We start from the raw sequence: 22,515 nt of genomic DNA on the forward strand, positions 1-22,515 counted from the left end.
TATCTTCGGCGGTGGTTGCCGTCGATCGTGACGTTTGCCGAGCAGGCCGTCGAGGGGTTCGAGGTGCCGTGGACCTCGAACCCCGTCGAACGGCTAATGGGTGAGGTCAGCAAGCGCTGTAAGAACCAGTGGATGCGCTGGACAAAGGAGGGATTGGAGGCGATACTCCAGCTTCGGCTGGTGAAGTACGCTGATCCAGAGTACTACCAATCGTTCCTTGACGAGCTGCTCCAACGATCGACCAAAACAGCAATGAGCTGTGAACTCTCAATTGAGAGCACCAGAGGCAAACTCTAGACCGCTTTGCAACACGACCAAAATATTGGCGTGAAGGAAGCTTTTGAGCCTTGTTTAGCTCAGAGAACTTGGCCAGTGTGAGGGGTGGATAGTTCTCTCCTCCTATGGGTATCTCCAACCCACCGAGAAACTCGAACGCCTCGCCGACGACAAAGGTTATCACGACCAATCTCTCTGTGACGCCCTCCGTTCAGGGGTCGTCCGACCCTTGCTGCGTCACCGGCTGTTTGCTGCGTACGATCACACCCACAACGCACGGCTGGACAGCGAATTATACGGTCAGCGCTGGATGGCCGAGACTGCCTTTTCAGCCATTAATCGTCGGTTCGGCCCCGCTGTCTATCCTCGCTTATGATACCGCGATTTCTGTGAACTCGTGTTGACCGACACAGTCTACAACCTCGAACAGACTCTCAAACAGTGATCCCCACGCCGTCATCGGATTCAACAAAGCAGAGCTATTTAAATAAGAAGGGATGGTTATATTGGTGGCCGCCGATGGTCAGTTGCCTGCTCGAAAGCATACGCTAGCTCAAACAGACGGGGCTCTTCGAATTCACGACCCAGTAACTCAACTCCGACTGGGAGGCCATCATTGGTGAAGCCTCCGGGGAGAACGATAGCTGGAAGGCCTGTGTGAGCTGATATTTCGCAGTTCATTTCTTCGAACGGTTGGCTGTCTGGAATCTCAACTGGAAGGATACGCGAAGGCGGGTACATCAGGGCATCAAGGTCATGCTTTGCCATCTCTGAAAGTGTTTGACTTTTGATCTTTTTTCTGCGGTTGAGAATCCGTAAATAATCTGTGTTTGATTCTAATGATTCAACATCCACGTCGAGAACAGATCTTTCTTCGATTCTATTTTGAATATCCGGGTATAGTTCACCCGTAGCGACGAGTTCGGCCAGAGAGTTGACTGGTGCTGAGTCGCCAAGTTGGTCAAGATACTGGTCGAAGGCGTGAGCGAATTCATATTTAAGCGTGCGAGCACTCTCAAGAAGCGACTGGTCGATAATGTCAACTGAATCGATAATCGTTGCCCCCGCAACTTCCATCTCTATAATTGCGTCTTCAACGACGGTCGTCACTTGTTCAGCATTACTCACTGGCGCACTTTCGTCATCTCGGAGGCCAAAAAATTGCCGTGGCACGCCTATACGTGCGTTATTAAGACCGTTTGGATCTAGATGGTTAGTATAACTCTCATCGGGATGTTTTCCTTGACCAAAGTGCCTATTCCTCAATTATTCCTCAACGGGTGCTGGTGTCTCATTGAGGAGCGTCCGTAGATCCTGAATAGTGTCAGCAAGCACGTTTGACGATCGATACTCGTACGTGTGAGACGTTTCGATGTCGGTGAAGTATAGCGTGGCGGTTACTTCACGGCCCGGGTCCTGTTGGGTGAGTGCGGCGGCGTACGCTTGGAGTTGTGGGCGGTGGTGTGCGGCTCGTGCTTTGAGAAACTCGTCGGGTGGCTGGCTCGGTGGTTTCCGATCGGTTTTGTAGTCGATGACGTGGTATGCGTCTGGGGTGACGATGAGGTGGTCGATGAAGCCGCTGACGGTGCCGGTGTCCAGGCTGAGTTCGATGTAGTACTCGTCGTAGGTGTGCTGGACGTCAAGGTCAGCGTGGAGTTCATCGAGGTACGTGATGGCGGAGTCGGCGGCAGTTTCGATGGCGTCGTACGCTGAGTCTGGGTACGTGTCTTCAGCTCTTCCGGTTGTCCGGTCGTGTTGTTCCTGAATTGCTTGGTCGATCACGTGGCGACGTTTCTCGATCGGTGGCTGGGTTTCACAGAGGCGGTGGACAGCATGCCCGTAGATGGCGGCTGGAATATTGCGGGCGTCGGTTGTCGGATAATCATCCTCGTATTCTTCACTATCGGGTTGTACGGCGCTGGCCGTGATCCGATGCGTGTCGTTGTTGAGTTGGAGTTCAACGTTCCCGGTGGGGATCCGGCTGAGATCGGATGCGGAGAGTCTGAACTCCCACGGTTGTTCGTACGCGTACGCCGACCGGGTGGTTGACGCCGGGACTGGATCGGGGTCCCGGTCGTATGTTTCGGTGTCCGGAGGGAGGCGAACGGATATCGTGCCGTGATCAGTGTCGCCAGCAAGCGTGTACGGGAGGGTCGCGGTGAATGCGCCGTCGGTTTCGAGGTGGTGCCAGTTCGTGATGGCGTCGTCATCGGTTCCGAACAGCGTTGGTTGGATCCAATCGCGGTAGGAAAACGGTTCCTCAGGGTCGGGCTGGGTGATGCCGGTTTCGTGGTCGTTATCGGCGGTGTGGCGGCCGGTGAGGATGAGGTGGTCTTCGGCGCGTGTGGCAGCGACGTAGAGAACGCGTTTTTCTTCGGCGTGCTCTTCGGCGCGACGGCGGTCGCGGGCCACGTGTCGCATGAGCGTCGAGTCGGTGTTCGTACGGTCGTCCGTGGGGACGTTCAACCCGAGCAGGGGTCGGCGTTCGTCGGCGATCGGGACGCGTTCGTACTCGATGCTGCCGTTGCTGAGTCGTGCGCGGTCGTTGAACCGTTTGCCGAGACCTGGTACGATGACGACGGGGTATTCTTGGCCTTTCGCTTCGTGTACGGTCATGATACGAACGCCGGTTGAGTCAGTGGCGTCGTTGGCTTCGGCCTCTTTGCGGCCCTGCTCGGCTAGAGTGGTGAGTCGTGTCGTGACGCTGTCGAGGCTGGGGACGCCACTCGCGTCGAATTCGCGGAGTTTGTCGCGGAGTTTATCGACGTTAGCGAGTGCGGCGGTGCCGCGTTCATCGGCAGCGATCGCGGCGAGGTATCCGGTTTCAGCGAGGATCCGGTCAAGGAGCGTCGCCCAGCTATCGACGGCGGCTCCGGGGGTAGATCCGGTGCCGGCGTAGTTGCGCCAGCGTTCAAAGTCCTCGACGACGACCTCTATCTCTGGGTCATCGCTCGCACGCAGCGAAGCCCAGAGGGATTCACCCGGATCGTGGGCCGTGGCGAGTTTGGTGTCGGTGAGTCCACACAGCGGAGAGCGTGCGGCGGCGTAGAGTGCGATGTCGTCCGTCGGGTCGGCGAGCGCGTTCAACAGTGCGGTGACCGCACGAATCTCCGGGGTATCGAAGAACCCCTCGCCTTTGATCACGGTGTACGGGACCTTCGCGGTTCGGAGGCCGCGTTCGTAGTCTTTGAGGTCGCTGCGTGATCGGATCAGCACGGCGATATCGTTGGGTTCGACGGGCCGCGTGTCGGCATCCGAGTCGTCATCGTTGTCAGTGACGGGTGTCTCGGCGTTGAGGAGGCCGGCAATACGATTGGCGATCGCGTTGGCTTCGATATCGGCTGGTTCGGACTCCGGAAGGGACGTGAGGTCGTGGTCCGCACCGAAATACCGGGTACGCAGGTCAGTATCAACCGGGACAGGTAGGTACTCTCTGATCGGGTCGATCCCGGCGGGTGTCTCACGCCCGGCGGTGAGCGGGCCGCTGACGGCTTCGTATGCGTCGTCGGTGCCGTACGCGAACACGTGGTCGAACAGGCCGTTGATTGCGGTGAGGGTCTCCGGAAGCGTGCGGAAGTTAGTGGTGAGTGCCGGGTCGCACGGGGGGCGATCGCGTACTGTGTTCGCGCCATGCATCATCTCGGTGGCGTCGCCAAAGACTGTGACGTCGGCGTCACGGAACCGGTAGATGCTCTGTTTGACATCGCCGACCACACACACGGTATCTCCGTCAAACGGGTCTGCCGTGTCGAACGGGTCGGAGCCGCTGGTAAGTGCTTGTACGAGCCGCCACTGGCGCGTGTTAGTGTCTTGGAACTCGTCAACCATGACGTACCACACGTCTTCACGAAGCCCAGCGACTGCACCGGCGTGGGCAGTTTCGTCAGCATCGGAGAGGAATGTGAGTGCGTGCCCGATCAGGTCATTGTAATCGAGCACGCCACGTTGCTGTTTGCGATCGGCGTACTCCGCACGCGCCTCGTCGGCAAGGGTAGCAAGCGCCGTGAGAAGGTCGTGTGCGTCTCGGTCCGGGTCAAGCGACACGTCGGTCGCCCGATTCTCGGGCGCGAGTGCGTCAAGCACACCGTCCATTGCCTCACGGAACCGTCTGGCGGTCGGACCGTCGCTTTCACGGAACGATTTGTTCCCGTAGTAGTTTCCGTCGCCGTAGCGCTCACCGTCACCGTTCGTGAATACATCACATAGTTTGAGACACAGCGAGAGCCGTTGAATCGGTGACGCTTCCTCGATATCCACGCCCGTGAGTTCCTCATAGAAGTCGAGTAAATCATTCCCGACGTAGTTCATCGGGTTCGCACCCAACCGATCGGTGACATCGTCATCACCGTACAGTTCACTGAGCGTTTCCAGATCGTCACGGATCGTGTCAAGCAGCGCTTTCGGATCGGTATCCAGTGGGTGCAGCGAAACGAGGAACGCCTCGTACGCCTCCGGGTCCGCTAACTCACGCATCTCTTCGATCCACTGTTCAGTCATGTCGGGCTCAGCGATGAGGCCGGTGAGCACGTCAGCGAGTTTTGACCGGTCGAAAAGCGGTGCGAGCACGCGGGTTTCCGGCGGCTCAGTTTCGACGAGTTCCGTGGCGACAGTCGCTCTGAGCCGACCGGCGTCGTTTGCTTCCAGCACCTCGAAGTCAGGGTCAACAGCGGGGTGGGTGACGGCGTGTTCTTCCAAGATACGACTGCAGAATCCGTGCGTGGTGTCGATGTACCCGGCTTCGACACCGTCAGCGGCGGCGCGCCACACGGCCCAGCGATCCGGGTCGTCGATGTCTGCGAGTCGCTCGCGGATCTTCTCGCGGATGGAGCGTTTCAGGTCATCCGCGGCGCGGTCGGTGAACGTAGTGACGACGATCCGTTCAGGTAGTCGGCGTGCTGCGGTCGGGTCCGTAATGCGTTCAATGTCGTCTGGAACGTGGTACGACGGTTCATCCTCGCCAGCAGTGAGGCTGTCTGGACCGTCAAGGTGAGCTCGCAGGATCGTGAGGTATCGTTCGGTGAGCGTCGTCGTCTTCCCAGTTCCGGCTCCGGCTTCCACGGTGACGTTCCGGTCGATCGTTCGTGCGGCGCGTTGCTGTGCGCGAGTCAGATCAACGTCATCGGTGTCTGCGTGCATATCGTCAGTCATGAATCGTCCTCCGTGTCGAGACCGGGCGCGTACTGTGGCGTGTTTTCCTCGGTGAGTGTCTGATGAATCGCGTGTCTACGGTGGTGTCGGACGTCACACGCATCGCGGTACGGACAGTACTTGCACCCGGCCGTTTGAGGGTCGAGAACGGTCGGGTGGAACGACCCGTTCTCGACAGCGGTCGAGATCCGATCGATCCGGTCAGGGACGGTCTCATGGAGGAACGTGGTGAACTCATCGCGGGTGTCAAACGCGAGTGACTGGGAGCGCCGCAGCGGGGCTGGGTCGTCAGTCCCCCAGTACACGTGAGCGGCGTCTTCATCGCCGCCGATCGTGCCTTTGTGTGGAGAGATGGAACTGGTCGGATTCACCTGGTAGTACGAGGCTCCGACTGGCTCGCCACCGAGTGCGTCTTCGGCCATCAGCAGGTATGCCGGGAGTTGAAACGCGTGCCCGTCAATCGTGTCCCCTTCGCTTGGTGTGCTGCCGGTTTTGTAGTCCAACCCGACGAGTCCACCGTCTGGCGTGATGTCGAGCCGGTCGATCTTCCCGCGGAGTTCGACGGTCGTTCCGGGAACACGGACCGGGTCGCGTGAGATCACTTCCGGGCCAGGCTCGTCCGGAGTGAGTCCGACGTGTGGCTCAAAGTACGTCGGCGTCGCATCACGCGGTGCGAGCTGGACCTCCGCGTGGAGGAACCGCTTGAACAGCCCGGCAGCCGCGTCCGGATCACCGAACTGGTTGTCCGTCACACGCAGTCCGTTGAACAGCGCGGCGAGCCACGCATCGTGGAAAACGGTCTCGCGCGCATCCAACTCCGTGAGCCGGTCGGTCGCCACGGTGTACAGCTTCGTCTCTGCCTCCTCAATACTCTCGTTCGTAACAGCTTCGTGACCCGCCGCGCGCCACTCACGGTAGAATCGTTCGAACACGTCGTGAACGTACGTTCCAATATCGAGTGCGTTCGGCTCCAACGTGACCTCGTCATCCGGTTCGATCTTCAGGATGTACTTGAGGTAGTACTTGAATCCACAGTCCGCGAACGTCTCCAAGCGACTCGGACTGTACGGTCCTCCGCCGTCGCGTAACTCCGCGACGACCGCCGGGTCAACGTGCCCGTCATACTCACCGACACCGTCTTCTGCGCGTTCGGCTGCGACTGTCACGCCGGCCGCGAGTCGCTCCGACGCATTCACGTTCGGTACCGCTACGTCGTACGTGTCTGCATTTCTGGCGACCGTCGCAGGCGTGAGACCCTCTGTATCGATGGCCGTAGCGATCGACCGGTGAACGTCGGTGAACGTGGCCGGAGCGGCACTATCATCCGCGCGGTCAGGGTTCAGTCCGGTGACGCGTTCGAGTTCCAACAGCGGATCCGCGAGCACATACGGGTCACCGTTCGCATTCCGCTCAGGCGCGGAGAACGTCACGGTCGTCTCCGAGGCAACCAACTGGGCGAACACGTACCGCATATTGGCAACCGGATCCGCCGCCTCAAAATCCGGATGTGCGTCGTTGAGCGGTCGAGCAAACGCCAGTCGCCGCGGCGGTGACGGCGTGTGCTCGGTGGTTAACCCGGGAACGAACACGTATTCGACGGGATTCGCCACTGCCTCCGTCGGTTGGCACACGCGAACACTATCTGAGTCCCGGGCAACTGACACCCGAATTGTCACCTGATCGAGTGCACGTCGAACCTCCTCAACGTCAGGATCCGCGTCACCGTTCTCGTTGGCCACGTTTCGGCGGAGAGTCAGCGACGCACACACTTCGCTCGCGCGTTCGACCGCCTGTCGCTCTCTATCCTTAACATGCCGGGAGAATCCAACAGCGTCGGTGAATCCGCCTCCGTCACCGGTCGTTGGCACGTCGAGTTCGTCGAACAACGCCTGCCGCCCAGCATCGACATCGATCGCGTTCACGAACCGCTCACACGCTGTGACGACCTTCCGAACGAGCGCCTCTTCATCCTCCGCAACGTGTTCTACAAGGGTTGAGACACGCGTGGACTCCAACAACTCCGCGTTTCGAAGCACCGCTCGTGCCGCGTTACGCTGTTCCGGAACGACAAGCGGGTTCGACAGAAGCCGCGTGAGTGGCTCTAGTCGATCCGGTTCGGTACCGAGGTTGATCGCTGCTTCGAACAGCTTGCCGGTCGTTGTAGCGAAAAACGAGCGCGACGAATCAACCGTCACGGGCACGTCCGCTGCACGGAGCGCATCTGCGAGTCGATCACTGTACGTTCCCTCATCAACCGGTGTGACGACGATTTCCTCAGGGTCAACACCGTCACCGATCAGCGACCGCACGTCACGCGTAATGGATCGGACCTCGCGCCCGACAGTCGCATGCGTTTCGACCGTCACGTTGGTCCCAGCCGTGACTGACTCGCCCGTGCCATCGTCGTGCTGGTACAGAGCGGCCGCCGCACTCTCACGCAGTGAACGAGGATCCGACTCCGAAGGTGACTCTGGTGGCGTGAATCCGAGGTCGTCGTACCACTCGTGTAGGCGGCCCACGGCGTCGTCTGCGCCGTGTAAATCATCAGTGACGGTCACGTGGGGGAGTACTACGGCGGTGTCGAACGAGTCAGCTAACAGCCCGACGACGTCGCGCTCCTGCAGGGAGAGCGTCTGGAACGAACCGACCACGACAACATCTGCTGCAGCGAGTTCGGTCTCCACGAGTTCTGTTCCAGCATCGAGTACGTGTCGGAACCGTTCGCTTCGAAACGTCTTCGACTCGGCAAACCCTTCTTTCCGCACCTCATGAACCTGGGCGACGAACTGAGACAACACCTTCCCGAGTTCGTTCAATCCTTCCCGAGAGAGTCGTTGCTCGACATCTTCCGGCGTGATCTCTCCGGCGAACTCAAGAAGTGTCAGTAGTTCTTCGGCCTGCTCGACGAGACCGGCGGTCGGGTCACCATCCGTGTAGAGTGGGTGTACAGGATCATCGATGCGTCCAAGCGCCTCCTCGATGATCCATCGACGCTCGGTATCTGTGAGAAACGTCGCTGATCCGCTGTGCGTGTCCGCCTCATACAGGTTATCGACGAGCGTGCGAAATCGTTCGAGTCGCAGTTCCACACGCGATCCGTACGCCTCCCACTGATCACGCACGGTGACATCATCTGCTGCCGCTGGCTGGAGATACACCACCGAATGGGGCACACCAGTCGATCGGTCACCTGCCCATTGGAGTGCGGAGTCTCGGCTGCTGGAAGGCGTCGGGCAAGAGAATATTCGCCGTGTCGTCATTACGTTTGTCTCTCGACACGGTAATGAAAAACTTGTGTCGTCCACGCAGGTCTCCGCCTACTGTCTTCCAGTCCCTACCTGGTATATCATCTCCTGCCACCAGCAATCCTCTTCGAAGAGTGTCGAATTATATATCCCAAAAATCTAAGCTACGCTCTTTCGAAGCAGATTGTTGGTCGGGTAGAGCTGTCGCTGTAAAAGCGTACCGGGCAGGGGTGACGCATCGGCGTCACCCGAATGTAATGTTCCATTTGAATTGCTGAGTTCTGAGGCGACTGATTCGGAGGCGCTGAGTACTTTCCTCTCCGACCCGTCGTTGAGAGCACCGTGACGGGACTGCTATCGGACATCGATCGGCAAAAAATCGATTCAGGTGACGACAAGGAGTTTTACAGCTCACCTCGATTCGTCACCCACGCAGACGATGCGTTCACATCTCGACTGACGAAGCTGTACGAGTCGGAGATTACATCTGGAGATCGTGTTTTCGATGCGATGAGTAGTTGGGTATCGTTTCTTCCCGATGTCACGCTGGGGTTCGTTGTTGGCCACGGACTCAACGAAACCGAACTCGAAGCAAATGATCGTCTAGACAAGTATTTCGTGCAGGATTTCAACAACGATCGGACGCTCCCGCTCGACGAGAACTCATTTGATGTCGTGAGTTGTGCGTTATCGGTGCAGTATCTCCAGTATCCTGGCGACGTGTTCAGTGAGTTCGGACGGGTGCTCAAGCCCGGAGGCACTGCCATCGTGAGTTTCACTAACCGGATGTTTCCGACGAAGGCGATCCGAGCGTGGCGAACCCGATCGATGGACGAACGAGCGACGCTCGTCGAAGAGTACTTTGTCGCCGGTGGATTCGGAGAAACGGAACGCGTCGTCGACCAGCCCGGGACCGACCCGTTCTATGCCATCATTGGCCGGCAGCCACCCGGTTGAGTAAACGGCCGGTGGGTAAGTGATATTTTTATGAGACCCGCTTCCAGATCTGTGCGAGAATTAATAGGCCGAGCACAGTGAAGCTCACCCCGATTACGACCCATTTTCCGAACGTAACGATCGGCACGAGATGTGAGAGCACAGGTACCTGATCTGGATAGAGAAACATCACGACCGATGCCGAGGTGTTCTCCATGAAATCCAGCAGTACGGCCAGTAGTGGAAGTAACACGGAGTATTTGACGCGCGCGTTCGGTATTCCTTGCTGGAAGTAGGTGATACCGGTCCAGAGAAACCAGCCGTACGCGAGTGGCCAGACGATGTCGAACGTGAACCGCGAGCGGATGTAGTACCGGCGGCCTTCAGCGCCATAGGCGCTTGCCATGTCGTAGAGGTCTGCCGAAGAGTAGATGAATGAGCCGTCCGGTGTAGGGTTGTCGCCGAGGTATGCCGTATTTCGACTGGCTTCTTCGGGGAGAATGACGGTGAGAAATACGATGAACGTAGCCGTTGCAAGGCCGAGCATACGCCCGCTGGCGAGTGACTCCGAGATATCAACGAGTCGGTCACTCAGTTCAACGGCCCGTTGCATACGACCAGTATCCAGTATCTGCTAGAAAAGCACTGCTACTCCCGCTGAATTACCTCAGTTCTCTGCCCCGTCCACGTCGGCGTACAGCCCGCTTGTTTACAATCGGGCGGCCACAAAGGTTGATAGAGATGTCCGGATCCGAGCGTGAGTATGATGTTGTGGTGTGGGGAGCAACGGGTGTCGCCGGGCGATTCGTGTCTGAGTATCTTACTGAGCAGTACACGCCTGAGGACCTTTCACTCGCGGTCGGTGGGCGGGATCCGGAACGACTTGAGTCAGTTGCCACCGATCTCACCCGTCGCAGCGACGCGTGGGGTGACGTTCCCGTGGTGGTGGGTGACGCGACAGATCCCGAGAGTCTGCGTACACTCGCCGGAAATACACGAGTCGTCTGTACGACAGTCGGGCCGTACACCTCGTACGGCACACCGCTCGTTGAGGCGTGTATCGAGATGGGGACCGATTACTGTGACCTCACCGGAGAGATTAATTGGGTTCGTGAGACGATTGATCGATTCCACGACGCGGCTGTCGATGCCGAGACACGGATCGTCCACAGCTGTGGGTTCGACTCAGTCCCCGCCGATCTCGGGACACTCCTTCTCCAGTCGTATGCGATAGAGCAGTTTGACACCCCGTGTGAGACTGTTCGTATCTATTTAGAAGACGGGAGCGGTGGTGTCAGCGGTGGCACGCTGGCGAGCTTTGCCGAGTTGTTCGAAGCGGCTGAAACTGACCCGCTCGTTCAAGAAACGCTCCGGAATCCGTACTCGCTGGCACCGCCGGGCGAGCGAAGCGGTGTCGATCCCGGTGAACAACGACTGCCCCGCAATGATTCGCTCCGCGGGTCGTGGACGGCCCCCTCACCGATGGCAGCAGTGAACGAGCGCGTGATCAGACGGAGTAATGCACTGTTAGGCTATCCGTGGGGGCATGAGTTCCGCTGTACCGAAGTCGTCACAACTGGTGATGGTCCGACGGGTGCGGTCATCGCCGGAGCGATCACCGGCGGACTCGGTCTATTCAACACCGCCATGTCGGTGGGGCCACTCCGCTCCGGGCTTCGTCGCTACGTCTTCCCTGAGCCTGGGGAAGGACCAACGCGCGAAGAAGCCGAGAACGGGTCGTTCAAAATACGACTGCTCGGGCGCGGAATGGCCACGGATGGACCGTTCACAGTTGACGGAGAATTCAGTGCTGACAGAGATCCGGGATACGGCGCAACCGCGCGGATGCTCGGTGAGGCTGCCCTCTGTTTGGCGAACGATGATGTCGAAACGCCGTTCGATGGCGGAATACTGACGCCAGCGTCTGGCATTGGACTGCCACTTGTTGAGAAACTCCGGAGCGTCGGGTTCACCATAACCGTGAACGACGCCGAAGCGACATGAGGTGACCCCACGACGCAGACACGCGCCGATGTACTCGTAGCTGCGTATGAGTCACTCAACAACGAGGTTGAACACGCACAGTACAATGCGACGCGTATCCCAACTCGTGTAGCCGAACAGGATCGACATGTGTATGTGTCAACCGTCTTAATGAGTGGCTCTCAGGGGTACTGATACACACTCGACAGCCCGAGAAGGTGAGAATATCATCCCGAAGAGTGATATACTCATGTTTCGTACGTTGATTCGATGCCAGACTCTGCCCCGGCATTTGAGGATGTGAACGACCGCGCCAAAGAGGACTGGAAGCGTGAGACCAGTCCGTTCGACCGTGTGCGGTCAGTGATGCGTACGGCGTACGAGCCCATGAGCGCGGCGACCGTTGCCGAGAACGCCCTCACGTCGGAGCAGACAGCCCGCAAGCATCTTCGCTCGTTGGCCGAGCACGGCTACGTGGCAGAGACCGCGTCGCCGGACTCGACGGGGACGCTGTATCAGCGGGCCAAGGATTCGATCGCCCTCGAACAGGCTCGGCGTATCCTCGACGAGACGGACACCGATACGCTCTCGACACGCGTTCTGGAGATGCGCGAGGAGCTTCGAGAGTACGGCGACCGGTTCGATGCTAACTCTCCCGATGACGCCGTCCGATCCCACGCGGATATCGACGCAGAGACGCTCCTGGAGTGGCGAACGACGCGGCGGAACCTCGCATTCGCGGAGGTGGCGCTCGCGCTCAGCGCGGTCGAAAACCCCACTGATGCCGCAGAAGCGGTCTGATGCAATTCGACAATGGAGACGGCGAGTCTCACACACTTCGAGGCACGATCGACGTGACGAAACTCGATGCGTTCCGAGAGGCGTTCAGCGCCATCGAACCGATGGCCTCAGGCGAAATCGATGACCGACTCAACCCGCGAGAGCTCCGGATCACGATACCGTATGGCATCGGGGAGGCAGATACAACCATATTCACGGTTCGATGGACGACGGCGGGCGACTACAATATTCATTACTCGGATACGTCCGGGCGCAACCTCCGGTGGGATATCCACCCTCACGACTTTTCAGCACCACCCGACGACCGACACTTCCACCCGCCACCAGACGCATCCAGCGCGGATACCCACGTAGAAAAATCGTGCCTCAAGGAACCCTCAGTCGACATTGTTGCCCGGGCAATTCATCTCTTATGGCGACAGGCACTTGACGAGGGCTCAATGACGAGCATTAACGCCGGAACGAACCACCCCTGACCGCGCTCAACACAGGGTATCGGTACTCAGTCGGATTCCTCTCACATCTGAAGCCGTGAGGCTCCTCCTTGTTTCTCTGTGAATAGACCGCTGTCCTCCAGAATCAGTGGGTTCGAGTCATATCGTTTGAGTGCTACTCGGTGCAGTTATCAACAAATTCTGTGATGATTCGGTTGAATTTGTCTGGTTCTTCGAGGAATGGACAGTGCCCACTGTCTGTGAATCGTTCAAGGGTAGCGTTCGGCGTCTGCTCTGCGATGTATTCGACTCCAGCAGGGTCTAACAACGTGTCGTCTTCACCGACGCAGACGAGCGTTGGGATATCTACATCACTGAGAACATCGCGGTAGTCGCGGACTGATTGATCGAAGAAGATCGCGCTTTTGATCGCGGGGGGAACGCGGGCGATCTCGTCGAACACGAGCTGTCGGATGTCGGCAGGCGGTTCGTTAGCGAACATCTGGTCGATCAGTACCGCACCCAGTTCGTGGTGATCCGTTTGCGCGAGTTCCATGAGATCAATCAGTTCATCGAAGTCAAACACGCCGTGCTCGTAGTCCTCTTGTTCGAGATCGAGCGGTTGTTGCTCGACGGATACGAACCCGGAGAGTCGGTCAGTGCCGAAGTGGTCGATGTACTCCCACGCAACCAGCGATCCCATTGACCATCCGACGAGCACGATATTCTCGAAGCTTTGACTCTCAAGGAACGCTTCGAGATCAGCGGCATACGTCGGGAGTGTATGACCGGTCTCTGACTTCGCAGACCGACCATGACCACGGAAATCAAGCACGACTGGCCGGTGGTCTTCAGCGATGCTGTTCTGCTGTTCGTTGAAGAACCGGCTACCCATCAACACGCCATGGAGAAAGACGACTGGCGTTCCATCACCTGATTCTTCATAGTACAACTGGGTGCCGTTGATTGTTTCTGTCGGCATACGTGATCGTTGCTGACGGAGAGGTTAGTTGTTGCCCGTCAGAACGTGGTCCGGTGAGGGGTAGTTTCACGCGTGTTGAGGACAGTGATTCGAGTATGTCGTCGTCCTCACACCATCGTGTAGAGTCGCCCGATGCCTCAACGATTTTCGAATACCACGACCTTACCCCGCCAACGACTGCTGACGTGTATCGAGCAAAGAAGGATCTCAGTGGGCATCTCCCCCAGACGCCGCTCGTCAAGAGTGAATGGCTCTCTGAAAAGTACGAGGCTGAAATCTACCTGAAACGAGAGGATACGCTTCCGACGGGGTCGTTCAAGATTCGTGGTATCACGTGTCTTCTTGCTGGGTTGAGTGAGGAGTTCCGGCAGCAAGGAGTCATAACAGCAAGCACTGGAAACTACGGACGCGCACTCTCACAAGCCGCCCGTTGGTTCGGTACTGACGCACTCGTCACCGTCCCGGAGGGGACGGGCCAGAACCGGATTGATGGGATCGAACGACTTGGCGGGCGTGTCGAAGTCGTCGGTGCCGATTACGATGACGCCGCAGAGTGGGCAGCCGACCTGGCTGCTGAAGAGGGATATCGATACGTCCATCCTGGTAATGAACGGCGAGTGATCGCCGGCACCGGAACTGCGGGACTGGAAATCGCCGAGACACTCCCTGACGTGGATGTTGTTCTCGGGCCGATTGGGGCCGGTAGCATCGGAGCTGGCTACAGTCTCTCGGTTGGGCAGGTTACTGATGCCGATGTAATCGGCGTTCAAGCCGCCAACGTTGACGCGGCCTACCAAGCGTGGCGGACCGGTGATCTGACTCCACAAGAGGAGGCTAATACGTTCGCTGACGGCATCGCAGCGCGCGTCCCGTATGCCCTTCCAATGGAGGTGATGCGGGAGCACATGGACGAGATGTACACGGTGAGTGAAGCGGAAATCGTCGAGACGGTAGCGGCGGTGTTCCGAGAAGAACGCATCTTGATGGAAGGCGCGTGTGCGCCGCCGTTCGCCATCCTCGAAACGCTCCGAGGCGAAATAAACGGGCAGACAGTCGTCATTCCGGTCACCGGTCGGAACCTCCCTGGCTCAAAGGTTGAACAAGTGGTGTGCGACGCCTGACTTGCCAGGAGGTCACACCACACACCAACCTCATTTAATACGGGGATTAGGTCCCCGTCATCCGTCGGTTTGGGCATATCCCACTCAACGGTTTGACACCAACATCTAGATACACGTTCTCAAGTGGATCTTTCAGGTATCAGGGTCGGTCTTTTTATACGTGAGCTCTTTTTGCACCATTGCTCCTCGTTTCGTGTTCGGGTGGGTTCAAGCGATCCAAAGTATCATTCGGGGCGGGCGTGTCGGGTGTGGGTATGGTTGTGGTTCGCGGTGAGCGGTTAGATCAGTTCTTGCTGCGACAGTGGGAGAGCGGGGTGCCGCATGGGCTTGGGGAGCGGTCGGGGCGGTTGTGTGTGACGGCCGGGTCGATCGCGGAGCGGAATCTGAAGCGGTCGCTCGTGTCAGAGGGAGTGCCGGCGTCGCAGGCGGCGTCGTACTCGTCTATCGAGGATATTGCGCGGGCGGTCCTCTCCGCTCACCACGGGTCACGGGCGGCAGTGCTGGATCCGTCGTTGCGACGGCGAGCTATCGTTGAGATCGTATCGGAGGCTGCGTGTGAGAAGCCGGAAACGCCGCTTGAGCGGTTCGTCGATCGGGTCGAATGGGATGAGGACGCGTATGCGCGCTTGTCATCGGAGCTTGAAGCGTATTTCCGGGCGTCGAACGTCGGAGCGCCATCTGAAGCGTACCGGGGTCACGAGTCGTTGAAGGCGGTCGCTGCAGGACTGTCGGATCCGTTCGCGGCGTGGAAATCATCACAGGGGTTGGCGGCGTTTGCGAAGATTCACGCAGCGTTACGTGAGCGGATGCAGGAAGTGCCGGCACACGTGTATTTGTCGCGGAGTCACTTGGTTGCGGCTGCGAGCGAGCGGCTCGCTGGTGAGTGGGAGGCGGTGTTTCCGACGGTTGAATGGGTCGGTGTGGCGACGGTGAACGTGTTTGACAACCCGACGACGCGGTTACTCGCGGCGCTAGACGATCTTTCGGGTGGGCCGACGGTGAACGTGTTTGGTCGGTCGGGAACGCGAACGGATCTGGTATCGCGGTTACGGGCCGTCGGGGTGGATGTCACTGAGGGTACGGCGGAACGGTCGGCGGTGAGTGAGGCGGTTGACGACGTGTTGGCGGTGGCGCAAAACGAGTTCGAGGGTGAGGAGCCGGCAGGTGGCGTGGAGTTGGTCGAGGCACCGGATCATCGGCGCGAAGTGGAGGCGGTGGCGGCGCGGATACGGGAGTTGTTTGCTGATGGTGTGGTGCCGAAAGACGTCGTTGTCGTGGCGCGTGATGCTGGTGCGTACCGGTCAGTGGTTGAGGACGTGTTCACGACGAACGAGTTCCCGTATCACGTGGAGACGCGGGTGTTGATGGGGAACGTGCCGGCGTACCGGTTCGTGAAGGCGACGATCGATCTGATCGCGGTAGTGTCGGAAAGGCCGAACGCATCAGTCGGATATGAGGCGGTAATCGGTCCGTTACGGCTCGGGTTGTGTGTACTGGACACGGACGTGGGATCGTGGCCGGTGCCGCAGGCGGAGTTTCTGCGGCTCGAAGAGGAGTTCGCGGCGGCCGAAGAGACGTCTGGGCCGCGAAGCGTGTCGGAGTGGGCTGAGTTCACGGGTGACCGGTCGGGGCGTGAGTGGGAGATCGCGTCGGTGTACCTAGCGTGGATTCAGGAGCAAGCTGACCGGTCGGTGCCTGACGGAGCGTGGCTGAGTGAGTGGATTCAGCGACTGTTAGGGCAGCACATAGAGCAGATGGTAGGAACCGACGTGCAGAGCCCGGTTGGTCCGATGGTGGATCCGAGCCGCTCGGACTTGTCGTCGAAACACGAGAGTCATTACGCGGAACGCGTACAGGATCAGGCTGGGCGAGTCAGGGCGTACGTGGACCGAGCGGGGCAGTTGACCCCTACTGATGCTGGGAGTGGGTGGGAGCTTGCTGCGCGGGCGGTCGGTGACGTGATGGGCAGTGAGTCGATCGGGACGCGGAACGCGGACGCGAGCGCGGTACGAGTGGTGGACGCCGGTAACACGTACTTCCTCGATGCAGCACACGTGTTCGTGCTCGGGTTGTCCGCGGAGACGTTCCCGCAATCGTTCACACCACCGACGTTTCTACATGAAGACTTGTTCGACGCGGTGTACGACGTGGCACACGGAGCTGACGGCGAAACGACGGAAGACGTGGACCCGTACGTGTTTTACGAGAATCGACAGAGCCAGTACGGCCAAGACCTCGATTTGTACGAGGCAGCGGCGGGTGTCAGTGCTGAATCCGTGACGTTGCTGCACAATTACCTGGATTCGGCGTCGGATCCGGTGGCGTGGTCGTCGTTCGTCGATTACCTCGATCCGGAGGCAACGGAGGACGCGTACGTGTCCCGGATCGCCGTTGATGACTGGTTACCAACGGTGCGTGGAGCTTCCGGTGCCACGGCAGGGACGGCCACCCCGGATGATTCGGTAGCGAAACACGGTGCGGTGTCGGCGTGGAGTGAGTTGGCCGGGCGGGATCGGCTGCGAGCGTACGCGTTTCATGCGGCGGACGCAGGTCACGTGTCCGGCCCGTCTATCTCGCCGATCGCGTTCACGCGGCTGGCGTTGTGGACGGACGGCGAGGCGTTCCACGGGACGATCCGCCCGCGGGTTGACCGGTTGACGACCCCGACGTTCCGCGTTGGCGTTGACGAAGCGGACGCAGCGTTCTCGCCGGACATCGACCGAGAAGCAGTGACGGGTGACCCGGCACGGTCGTTTGAAGCCGATCTGTACGCACAGTGTGAGCTGAAATACTACTTCTACCAGTACCTGTTCAACCGAGACGGTGACGAAATCGACCGCAATCGGATTCCAGACGGGCGGCAGTCGAATCCGACGAGTCGCTTCGGGCGCGTGCCACGGCTGCTTCGTGAACAGCACGTGACAGACCGGTATGGAGACGCGATCCGTGTGCTGATCGAGGAACTTGCGCCGGACCGGCAGGCAGATTTGAACGCGTTCAGCGACCCCGGCGCGGTCGTTGCGTGGTGGCGTGAGAACGCGCCGTCGAACGCACCGCCGTCGATCGCGCAGTCACTCATTCGGGAGTACGAGCGCGTTCAGTCGGAATTGGCGGCCGGGGTAACCCGTAACTGGGACTGGGTCGGTGGGCGAACAATTGATGCGGGCGACGGGTCGCTCGCGCTCGGCCCCCACCGGGTCGATACGGTGACGTTTCCGGCAGCAGATGAGCCGGACCCCGACGGTCGTGACGCGGGACCGTATCACCTCCCGGTTTTTTACGTCGCTGAACGCGGTGCAGCAACGCACGCACCGAAACTGTGCTGGGAGCCGCCGCGTGACGGGGCGTTGCGGCCACAGGAGTGTCACGACGTGTGCCGGCAGTGTGATGGCGCGACCTGGTGTCAAATCGGGTCGAAATTCGACCTCGATCACCGGTTACACGGGGCCGCGATCGAATATACCGATCCGATCGGCGTGGTGTTCGTTGAACAAGGCGTGAGCGGGCCGAGCGGCCGAAACGGGTACCTTGTCACGCAACCAGGGACGGAAGACTGTCTTGATGCGGTCGAACAGACGGAACGACGCGTGACACCGGCAACGTGGCAGCGCTTGGCAGAATCGTGGCGGGCGGATCTCACGGAGCACCTCGAAGCGATGCAGCATGACATCGGTGAGACGGCCGTGTACAACGTGGACGAAGCGTTCGTGGGCGAAGGGACGGATCGGTACGGGAACAACACGGGAAGCGGTGACAACGGCTGTGCGACGTGCGTGTATCGTGACCTGTGTCAGCTACCCCAAAAGGTGAACGAGCGATGACGGGGCGTATCTCCGCGATACCGCCGTTGGAGACGCGGGGCAGCGTGTCGTTGAAGGGCCCGCAGCAAACCGTGTTCGACAGGTTCCATGACCCGCAGTACGGTCGCGTGTGTGTGAACGCCGGCGCGGGGACCGGGAAGACGATGACGATGATCCGAACGGTCGCACAGGCCGTCGTCGCGGAGGACGACGCCGGGCGTGATCCGTTCGATCAGATCCTGTTGACGACGTTCTCGAACGACGCGGCACACGAGCTCAAAACGCGGCTGAAAACGCAGCTCCGTGAACACGACGCCGTCACAACTGACCAGTTGAGCGACGCGGTGTGGCGGAACATCGAAACGAACGCGGATATCGGCACGATCGACGGGTTCCTCCAAGGGTTACTCGAAGAGATCGCTGTTGATATCGGGGTGCCGGCATCGTTCGAGATCCGCGATTCGGTTACCGAATCCGATCTCATCGATACCGTGTTCGATGCTGTGCGGGGTGACTGTCCGTCGGAACTCAGGCAACTCCGCGACGCGTTCCCGCCAACGGACGATCAGCCGGCCGGCTACCGTGATCTAGTCGTACAGATCCAACAGAAGTGCCGGGAGTACTGCTGGACGCCGGCGAAAGCCACACGACACCTTCGAAAGAGCCTCACGGAAATGCACGCCGGGCACGACCGGCCAGCAACCATCGATGACGTACAGGAAATCCTGGAGTCACTTGTACCGAATCCATCGATGCTATCCGATACCGACGACGACGCCCTCGCGCAACTACTCGTACACGTCCAAGAGACGTACGAGAACACGGCAGCGGTGATCGACGCGTTCAGCGTGGTGCTCGAATCGTTCGAACGGCATTACGACCGGTTAACGCTCGAAACCGGCGCACTATCACACACTGACGTGACGTTTCTCCTCGTCAGGGAACTCGACGGCGACGCACACGGCTTGGATGGCCGCCTCCCGTCGGCTGTCGCCGATCGGTGGCGGGACAGCCTCGCCTCGCGGTACCAGTACGTGTTCGTCGATGAGGTACAGGACACGAGTTACGCGCAGTGTCAAGTGCTGTCTCACGTGATCCGTAACGACGCACACCAGACGCAAGTGCTGTTGATCGGCGACGTGAAACAGTCGATTTACGAGTGGCGGTCGGCGGAACCGGAAATATTCGGCGACGTGATCGATGCCGCACAACGCGCGGACAACCTCCGTGACCGGGACGTCGAACCGAGTGTCGTCGATGATCACTTCGGGATCCGCGGGTTGACGCACGTCCCGTTGACGCTGAACTTTCGCAGTCACCCGGACATCATCGCGGCGGCCAACCGACTGTTCTCGCACGTGTTCTCACACCCGAGCCTCGGCGGTATGGGTGACATCGACATCGCGTATGAACCGTTAGACGCGTTCCGTGACGACGGCGACGCGAATCAGGCACGCGTTCACGCGATGGATTTCTCCGGGAACACGACGCGTGACGACTGGGTTCGCGTCGAAACCGAGCGCATCGCTTCGACGATTGCGACGATCGTTGACCCTGACGACGACCCGCCGGTGCGGGTCGATCCGTACACGAAATCCGAAGCGAGTACGCCCGTGCCACCGGACCCGGGTGACATCACGCTACTGTTCAGATCGCGGTCTCGCATGGAGGAGTACGCCACCGCGCTTCGAGATCGCGGCCTCCGCGCCGCAGTCGATGCGAGCGATGACCTGTTCGAAACAACCGAGATCAAACTCATCATCGACATTCTCGAATGGTTCGCTAACCCACACTCCCGTCCGTCGTTACTACGTATCCTCAGGTCCCCGTTGGTCGCGGTTTCCGATGAGACGCTTCGGACCGTCCCGCGGTTCAACGGCAGCGTCCAAGCGTTGCTCGACGACTGGCCCGAACGCCTCCCATCCGACGATCGTGACCGAATCGCTGGGCTCGTCGCGCTCCGAGATGACTTACGGTGGAGTCGTGAAGAGGCGAAATCCGATCTCGTCCACAAGATCCTCCGACATTCAGGGTTCGAGACCGTCCTGCTCACGAACCCGAAAGCGATCCGTGAGTACGGGAACCTGTGGACACTCACCGAACTCATCGACCAATGGGAAGAAGACGAACTCCTCGCGTATCGAGAACTCGTCGATCGACTCACGACGCTACGAGATTTGACACCGCAGAACCAACCGGACTTCACCGTCGCACCGATCGCCAGCGAAGAAAACGACGACGCGGTCGTACTAACCACTGTACACGCGTCGAAGGGTCGTGAGTTCCCCGTCGTGTTCCTCGTCGATCTGTTGAACCGACTCAACTTCCCGCGCTCGCAACTCAACCGGCTCGTCTGTAGTCGCCGCGACGGGCTCGCCATCCGCCCGCAACCCGGTGACACACCATTCCCCGAGGGACTCGATATGGATAGTCCGGACGATGACGGCGTCTGGCTCGGAACCGATCGGTCCAACGGCCCGATCGCAACGGCAACCGGCCCGATTTGGCTCTCCGACGAGCGAACCGACGACGGACAGTTCCAGTACGGGAATCAGTTGAACCGACATCTCGAAAGAGAGGTCGCCGAATCGTGGCGGAATCTCTACGTCGCGTTCACTCGCGCCGCCGACCACGTCTTCTTCGGCCTCTGCACCGACCAGATCTACCACGGAGAGTACACCACGTGGATGGCACCGATGCGAGACGTGTTCTTCCCAGACACCGACGCACCAACCGGGACCGTCGAACTCACGCCAACCGACGACCGCCTCGATGATCGTGCCGGACACTCCACTGCCAGCACCGGTAGTCACGATCCGTTCACACTCGGAATTGATGACGTGCCGCTCAACGCTACACCGCGCGTCTCACAGGATCGTGAACCGTTACCCGCTGTTGACGAGTTCCTCGCCGGAACACCGGAGACAGATACGATTGACGCGCTCCCGTTACGACCACAGTCACTGACGGCGACGGCCGTTCACGACTTGCTGTCCTGCCCACGTCGATATCAGTACGAACACGTCCAAGACGTCACACCGATGTCACCGCCCCGCGAACAGGACATCTCACCGCCTGCCGGGCTCGCCCCAGCCGAGTGGGGGACCGTCGTCCACGACGTGCTTGAAGCACACGTCGTCGCCGGCCGTGACCTTGACACGGAGCTCGCTGCTGTCCGCACACGACACGGAGAAGAAGTGGTTGATGAGCTCACCGACACCGTGATCCCGAACTTCGACGCCACTGACACCGGTACACGCCTCCAGGCGAGCGTTGCTGACGGAGACATTCTTGCCGAAGAAACATTTGATGTCACGCACGACCTCGGCGAGACCACGACCCTGATCCGCGGTGACATCGATCTGCTGTACAGATGGGACGGCGGCTGGCACATCGTCGATTACAAAACTGGTGGTGTCCGCTCCGACGCTGAGTACGCAACCGGTCGATACAAAACCCAACTGCAAGCGTACGCCTGGTTACTCACGAACCTCTACGATATCAATGTCACCAGCGCTCACCTCATCTACGTCCACGACGGCGGGACAACCCACGATGTCGCCGTTGATCACGCGACGTTCGACGCCGCGCTGAACCGTGTCACTAAGCAATTGTCGCTCACACGCAACGAAAACGGTCGAATCATGTTAGCAACCACCCCCTCGCCCGACCCTGACGATCACCCAGATCGGGCGGCGCTTGATGAAACGACTCGTTGCGGCTCCTGCCCGTACGGGCAGAGCAAAGGCGGGCCATGCCGATTCGGTTAACAGATCTCAGTGTAGCGGA

General features: G+C 59.5%; 12 protein-coding genes and 1 pseudogene. 8 read left to right on the forward strand and 5 right to left on the reverse strand.

Translation table 11 applies throughout. The annotated features are described in order from the left end of the window. Positions 1–297 (forward strand): annotated as a pseudogene (locus J2751_RS09215) (ISH6 family transposase); the annotation flags it as partial. A gap of 480 nt (positions 298–777) precedes the next feature. Here J2751_RS09215 and J2751_RS09220 read toward each other — a convergent pair. Genes J2751_RS09220 through J2751_RS15780 form a run of 3 tightly spaced genes read right to left on the reverse strand, consistent with a single transcriptional unit; the run spans position 778 to position 8,597 of the window. After that, positions 778–1,542, reverse strand: coding sequence for an amidase family protein (locus J2751_RS09220; RefSeq protein WP_209485420.1), 765 nt, complete (start codon positions 1,540–1,542; stop codon positions 778–780). Further along, the gene (locus tag J2751_RS09225; protein ID WP_209485422.1) at positions 1,543–5,424 is read right to left on the reverse strand and encodes a UvrD-helicase domain-containing protein; all 3,882 of its coding nucleotides are present in this window, start codon (positions 5,422–5,424) and stop codon (positions 1,543–1,545) included. Beyond that, on the reverse strand, positions 5,421–8,597 hold the full coding sequence (locus J2751_RS15780) for a PD-(D/E)XK nuclease family protein (RefSeq protein ID WP_209485424.1): 3,177 nt from the start codon (positions 8,595–8,597) through the stop codon (positions 5,421–5,423). The genes J2751_RS09225 and J2751_RS15780 overlap by 4 nt, the downstream gene beginning before the upstream one ends. A 414-nt stretch (positions 8,598–9,011) precedes the next feature. On the opposite strand from J2751_RS15780, the gene J2751_RS09235 reads away from it, so the two are divergent. After that, positions 9,012–9,626: a methyltransferase domain-containing protein gene (locus J2751_RS09235; RefSeq protein ID WP_209485426.1), complete on the forward strand. Its 615-nt coding sequence runs from the start codon at positions 9,012–9,014 to the stop codon at positions 9,624–9,626. Positions 9,627–9,654: 28 nt separating this feature from the next. Here J2751_RS09235 and J2751_RS09240 read toward each other — a convergent pair whose 3' ends face one another. After that, entirely contained in the window at positions 9,655–10,218 is a 564-nt protein-coding gene (locus tag J2751_RS09240; protein ID WP_209485428.1) for a hypothetical protein, read from the reverse strand. A gap of 128 nt (positions 10,219–10,346) precedes the next feature. Between J2751_RS09240 and J2751_RS09245 the strand changes: the two genes are divergently transcribed. The 3 genes from J2751_RS09245 (at position 10,347) to J2751_RS09255 (ending at position 12,865) form a co-directional block, all read left to right on the forward strand. Further along, a complete protein-coding gene (locus J2751_RS09245; protein ID WP_209485430.1) occupies positions 10,347–11,609 on the forward strand; it encodes a saccharopine dehydrogenase family protein in 1,263 nt (420 codons plus the stop codon). Between the two features lie 249 nt (positions 11,610–11,858). Continuing rightward, complete coding sequence (locus J2751_RS09250) at positions 11,859–12,389, forward strand: DUF7342 family protein (RefSeq protein WP_209485432.1); 531 nt, start codon at positions 11,859–11,861, stop codon at positions 12,387–12,389. Positions 12,390–12,442: 53 nt separating this feature from the next. Continuing rightward, positions 12,443–12,865: a hypothetical protein gene (locus tag J2751_RS09255; RefSeq protein ID WP_209485434.1), complete on the forward strand. Its 423-nt coding sequence runs from the start codon at positions 12,443–12,445 to the stop codon at positions 12,863–12,865. 133 nt (positions 12,866–12,998) lie between these two features. Here the strand turns inward: J2751_RS09255 and J2751_RS09260 are convergent, their stop codons facing one another. After that, a complete protein-coding gene (locus J2751_RS09260) occupies positions 12,999–13,805 on the reverse strand; it encodes an alpha/beta fold hydrolase (protein WP_209485436.1) in 807 nt (268 codons plus the stop codon). A gap of 95 nt (positions 13,806–13,900) precedes the next feature. On the opposite strand from J2751_RS09260, the gene J2751_RS09265 reads away from it, so the two are divergent. The 3 genes from J2751_RS09265 (at position 13,901) to J2751_RS09275 (ending at position 22,496) form a co-directional block, all read left to right on the forward strand. After that, complete coding sequence (locus J2751_RS09265) at positions 13,901–14,926, forward strand: threonine ammonia-lyase (RefSeq protein ID WP_209485438.1); 1,026 nt, start codon at positions 13,901–13,903, stop codon at positions 14,924–14,926. A 353-nt stretch (positions 14,927–15,279) separates the two neighbouring features. After that, entirely contained in the window at positions 15,280–18,747 is a 3,468-nt protein-coding gene (locus J2751_RS09270; protein WP_209485439.1) for a PD-(D/E)XK nuclease family protein, read from the forward strand. Next, a complete protein-coding gene (locus J2751_RS09275) occupies positions 18,744–22,496 on the forward strand; it encodes a UvrD-helicase domain-containing protein (protein WP_209485442.1) in 3,753 nt (1,250 codons plus the stop codon). The genes J2751_RS09270 and J2751_RS09275 overlap by 4 nt, the downstream gene beginning before the upstream one ends. The last annotated feature ends 19 nt before the right edge of the window (positions 22,497–22,515 follow it).

This window comes from Halorubrum alkaliphilum (genome assembly GCF_017873815.1).
In the GTDB taxonomy this organism is placed as follows: Archaea; Halobacteriota; Halobacteria; order Halobacteriales; family Haloferacaceae; genus Halorubrum; species Halorubrum alkaliphilum.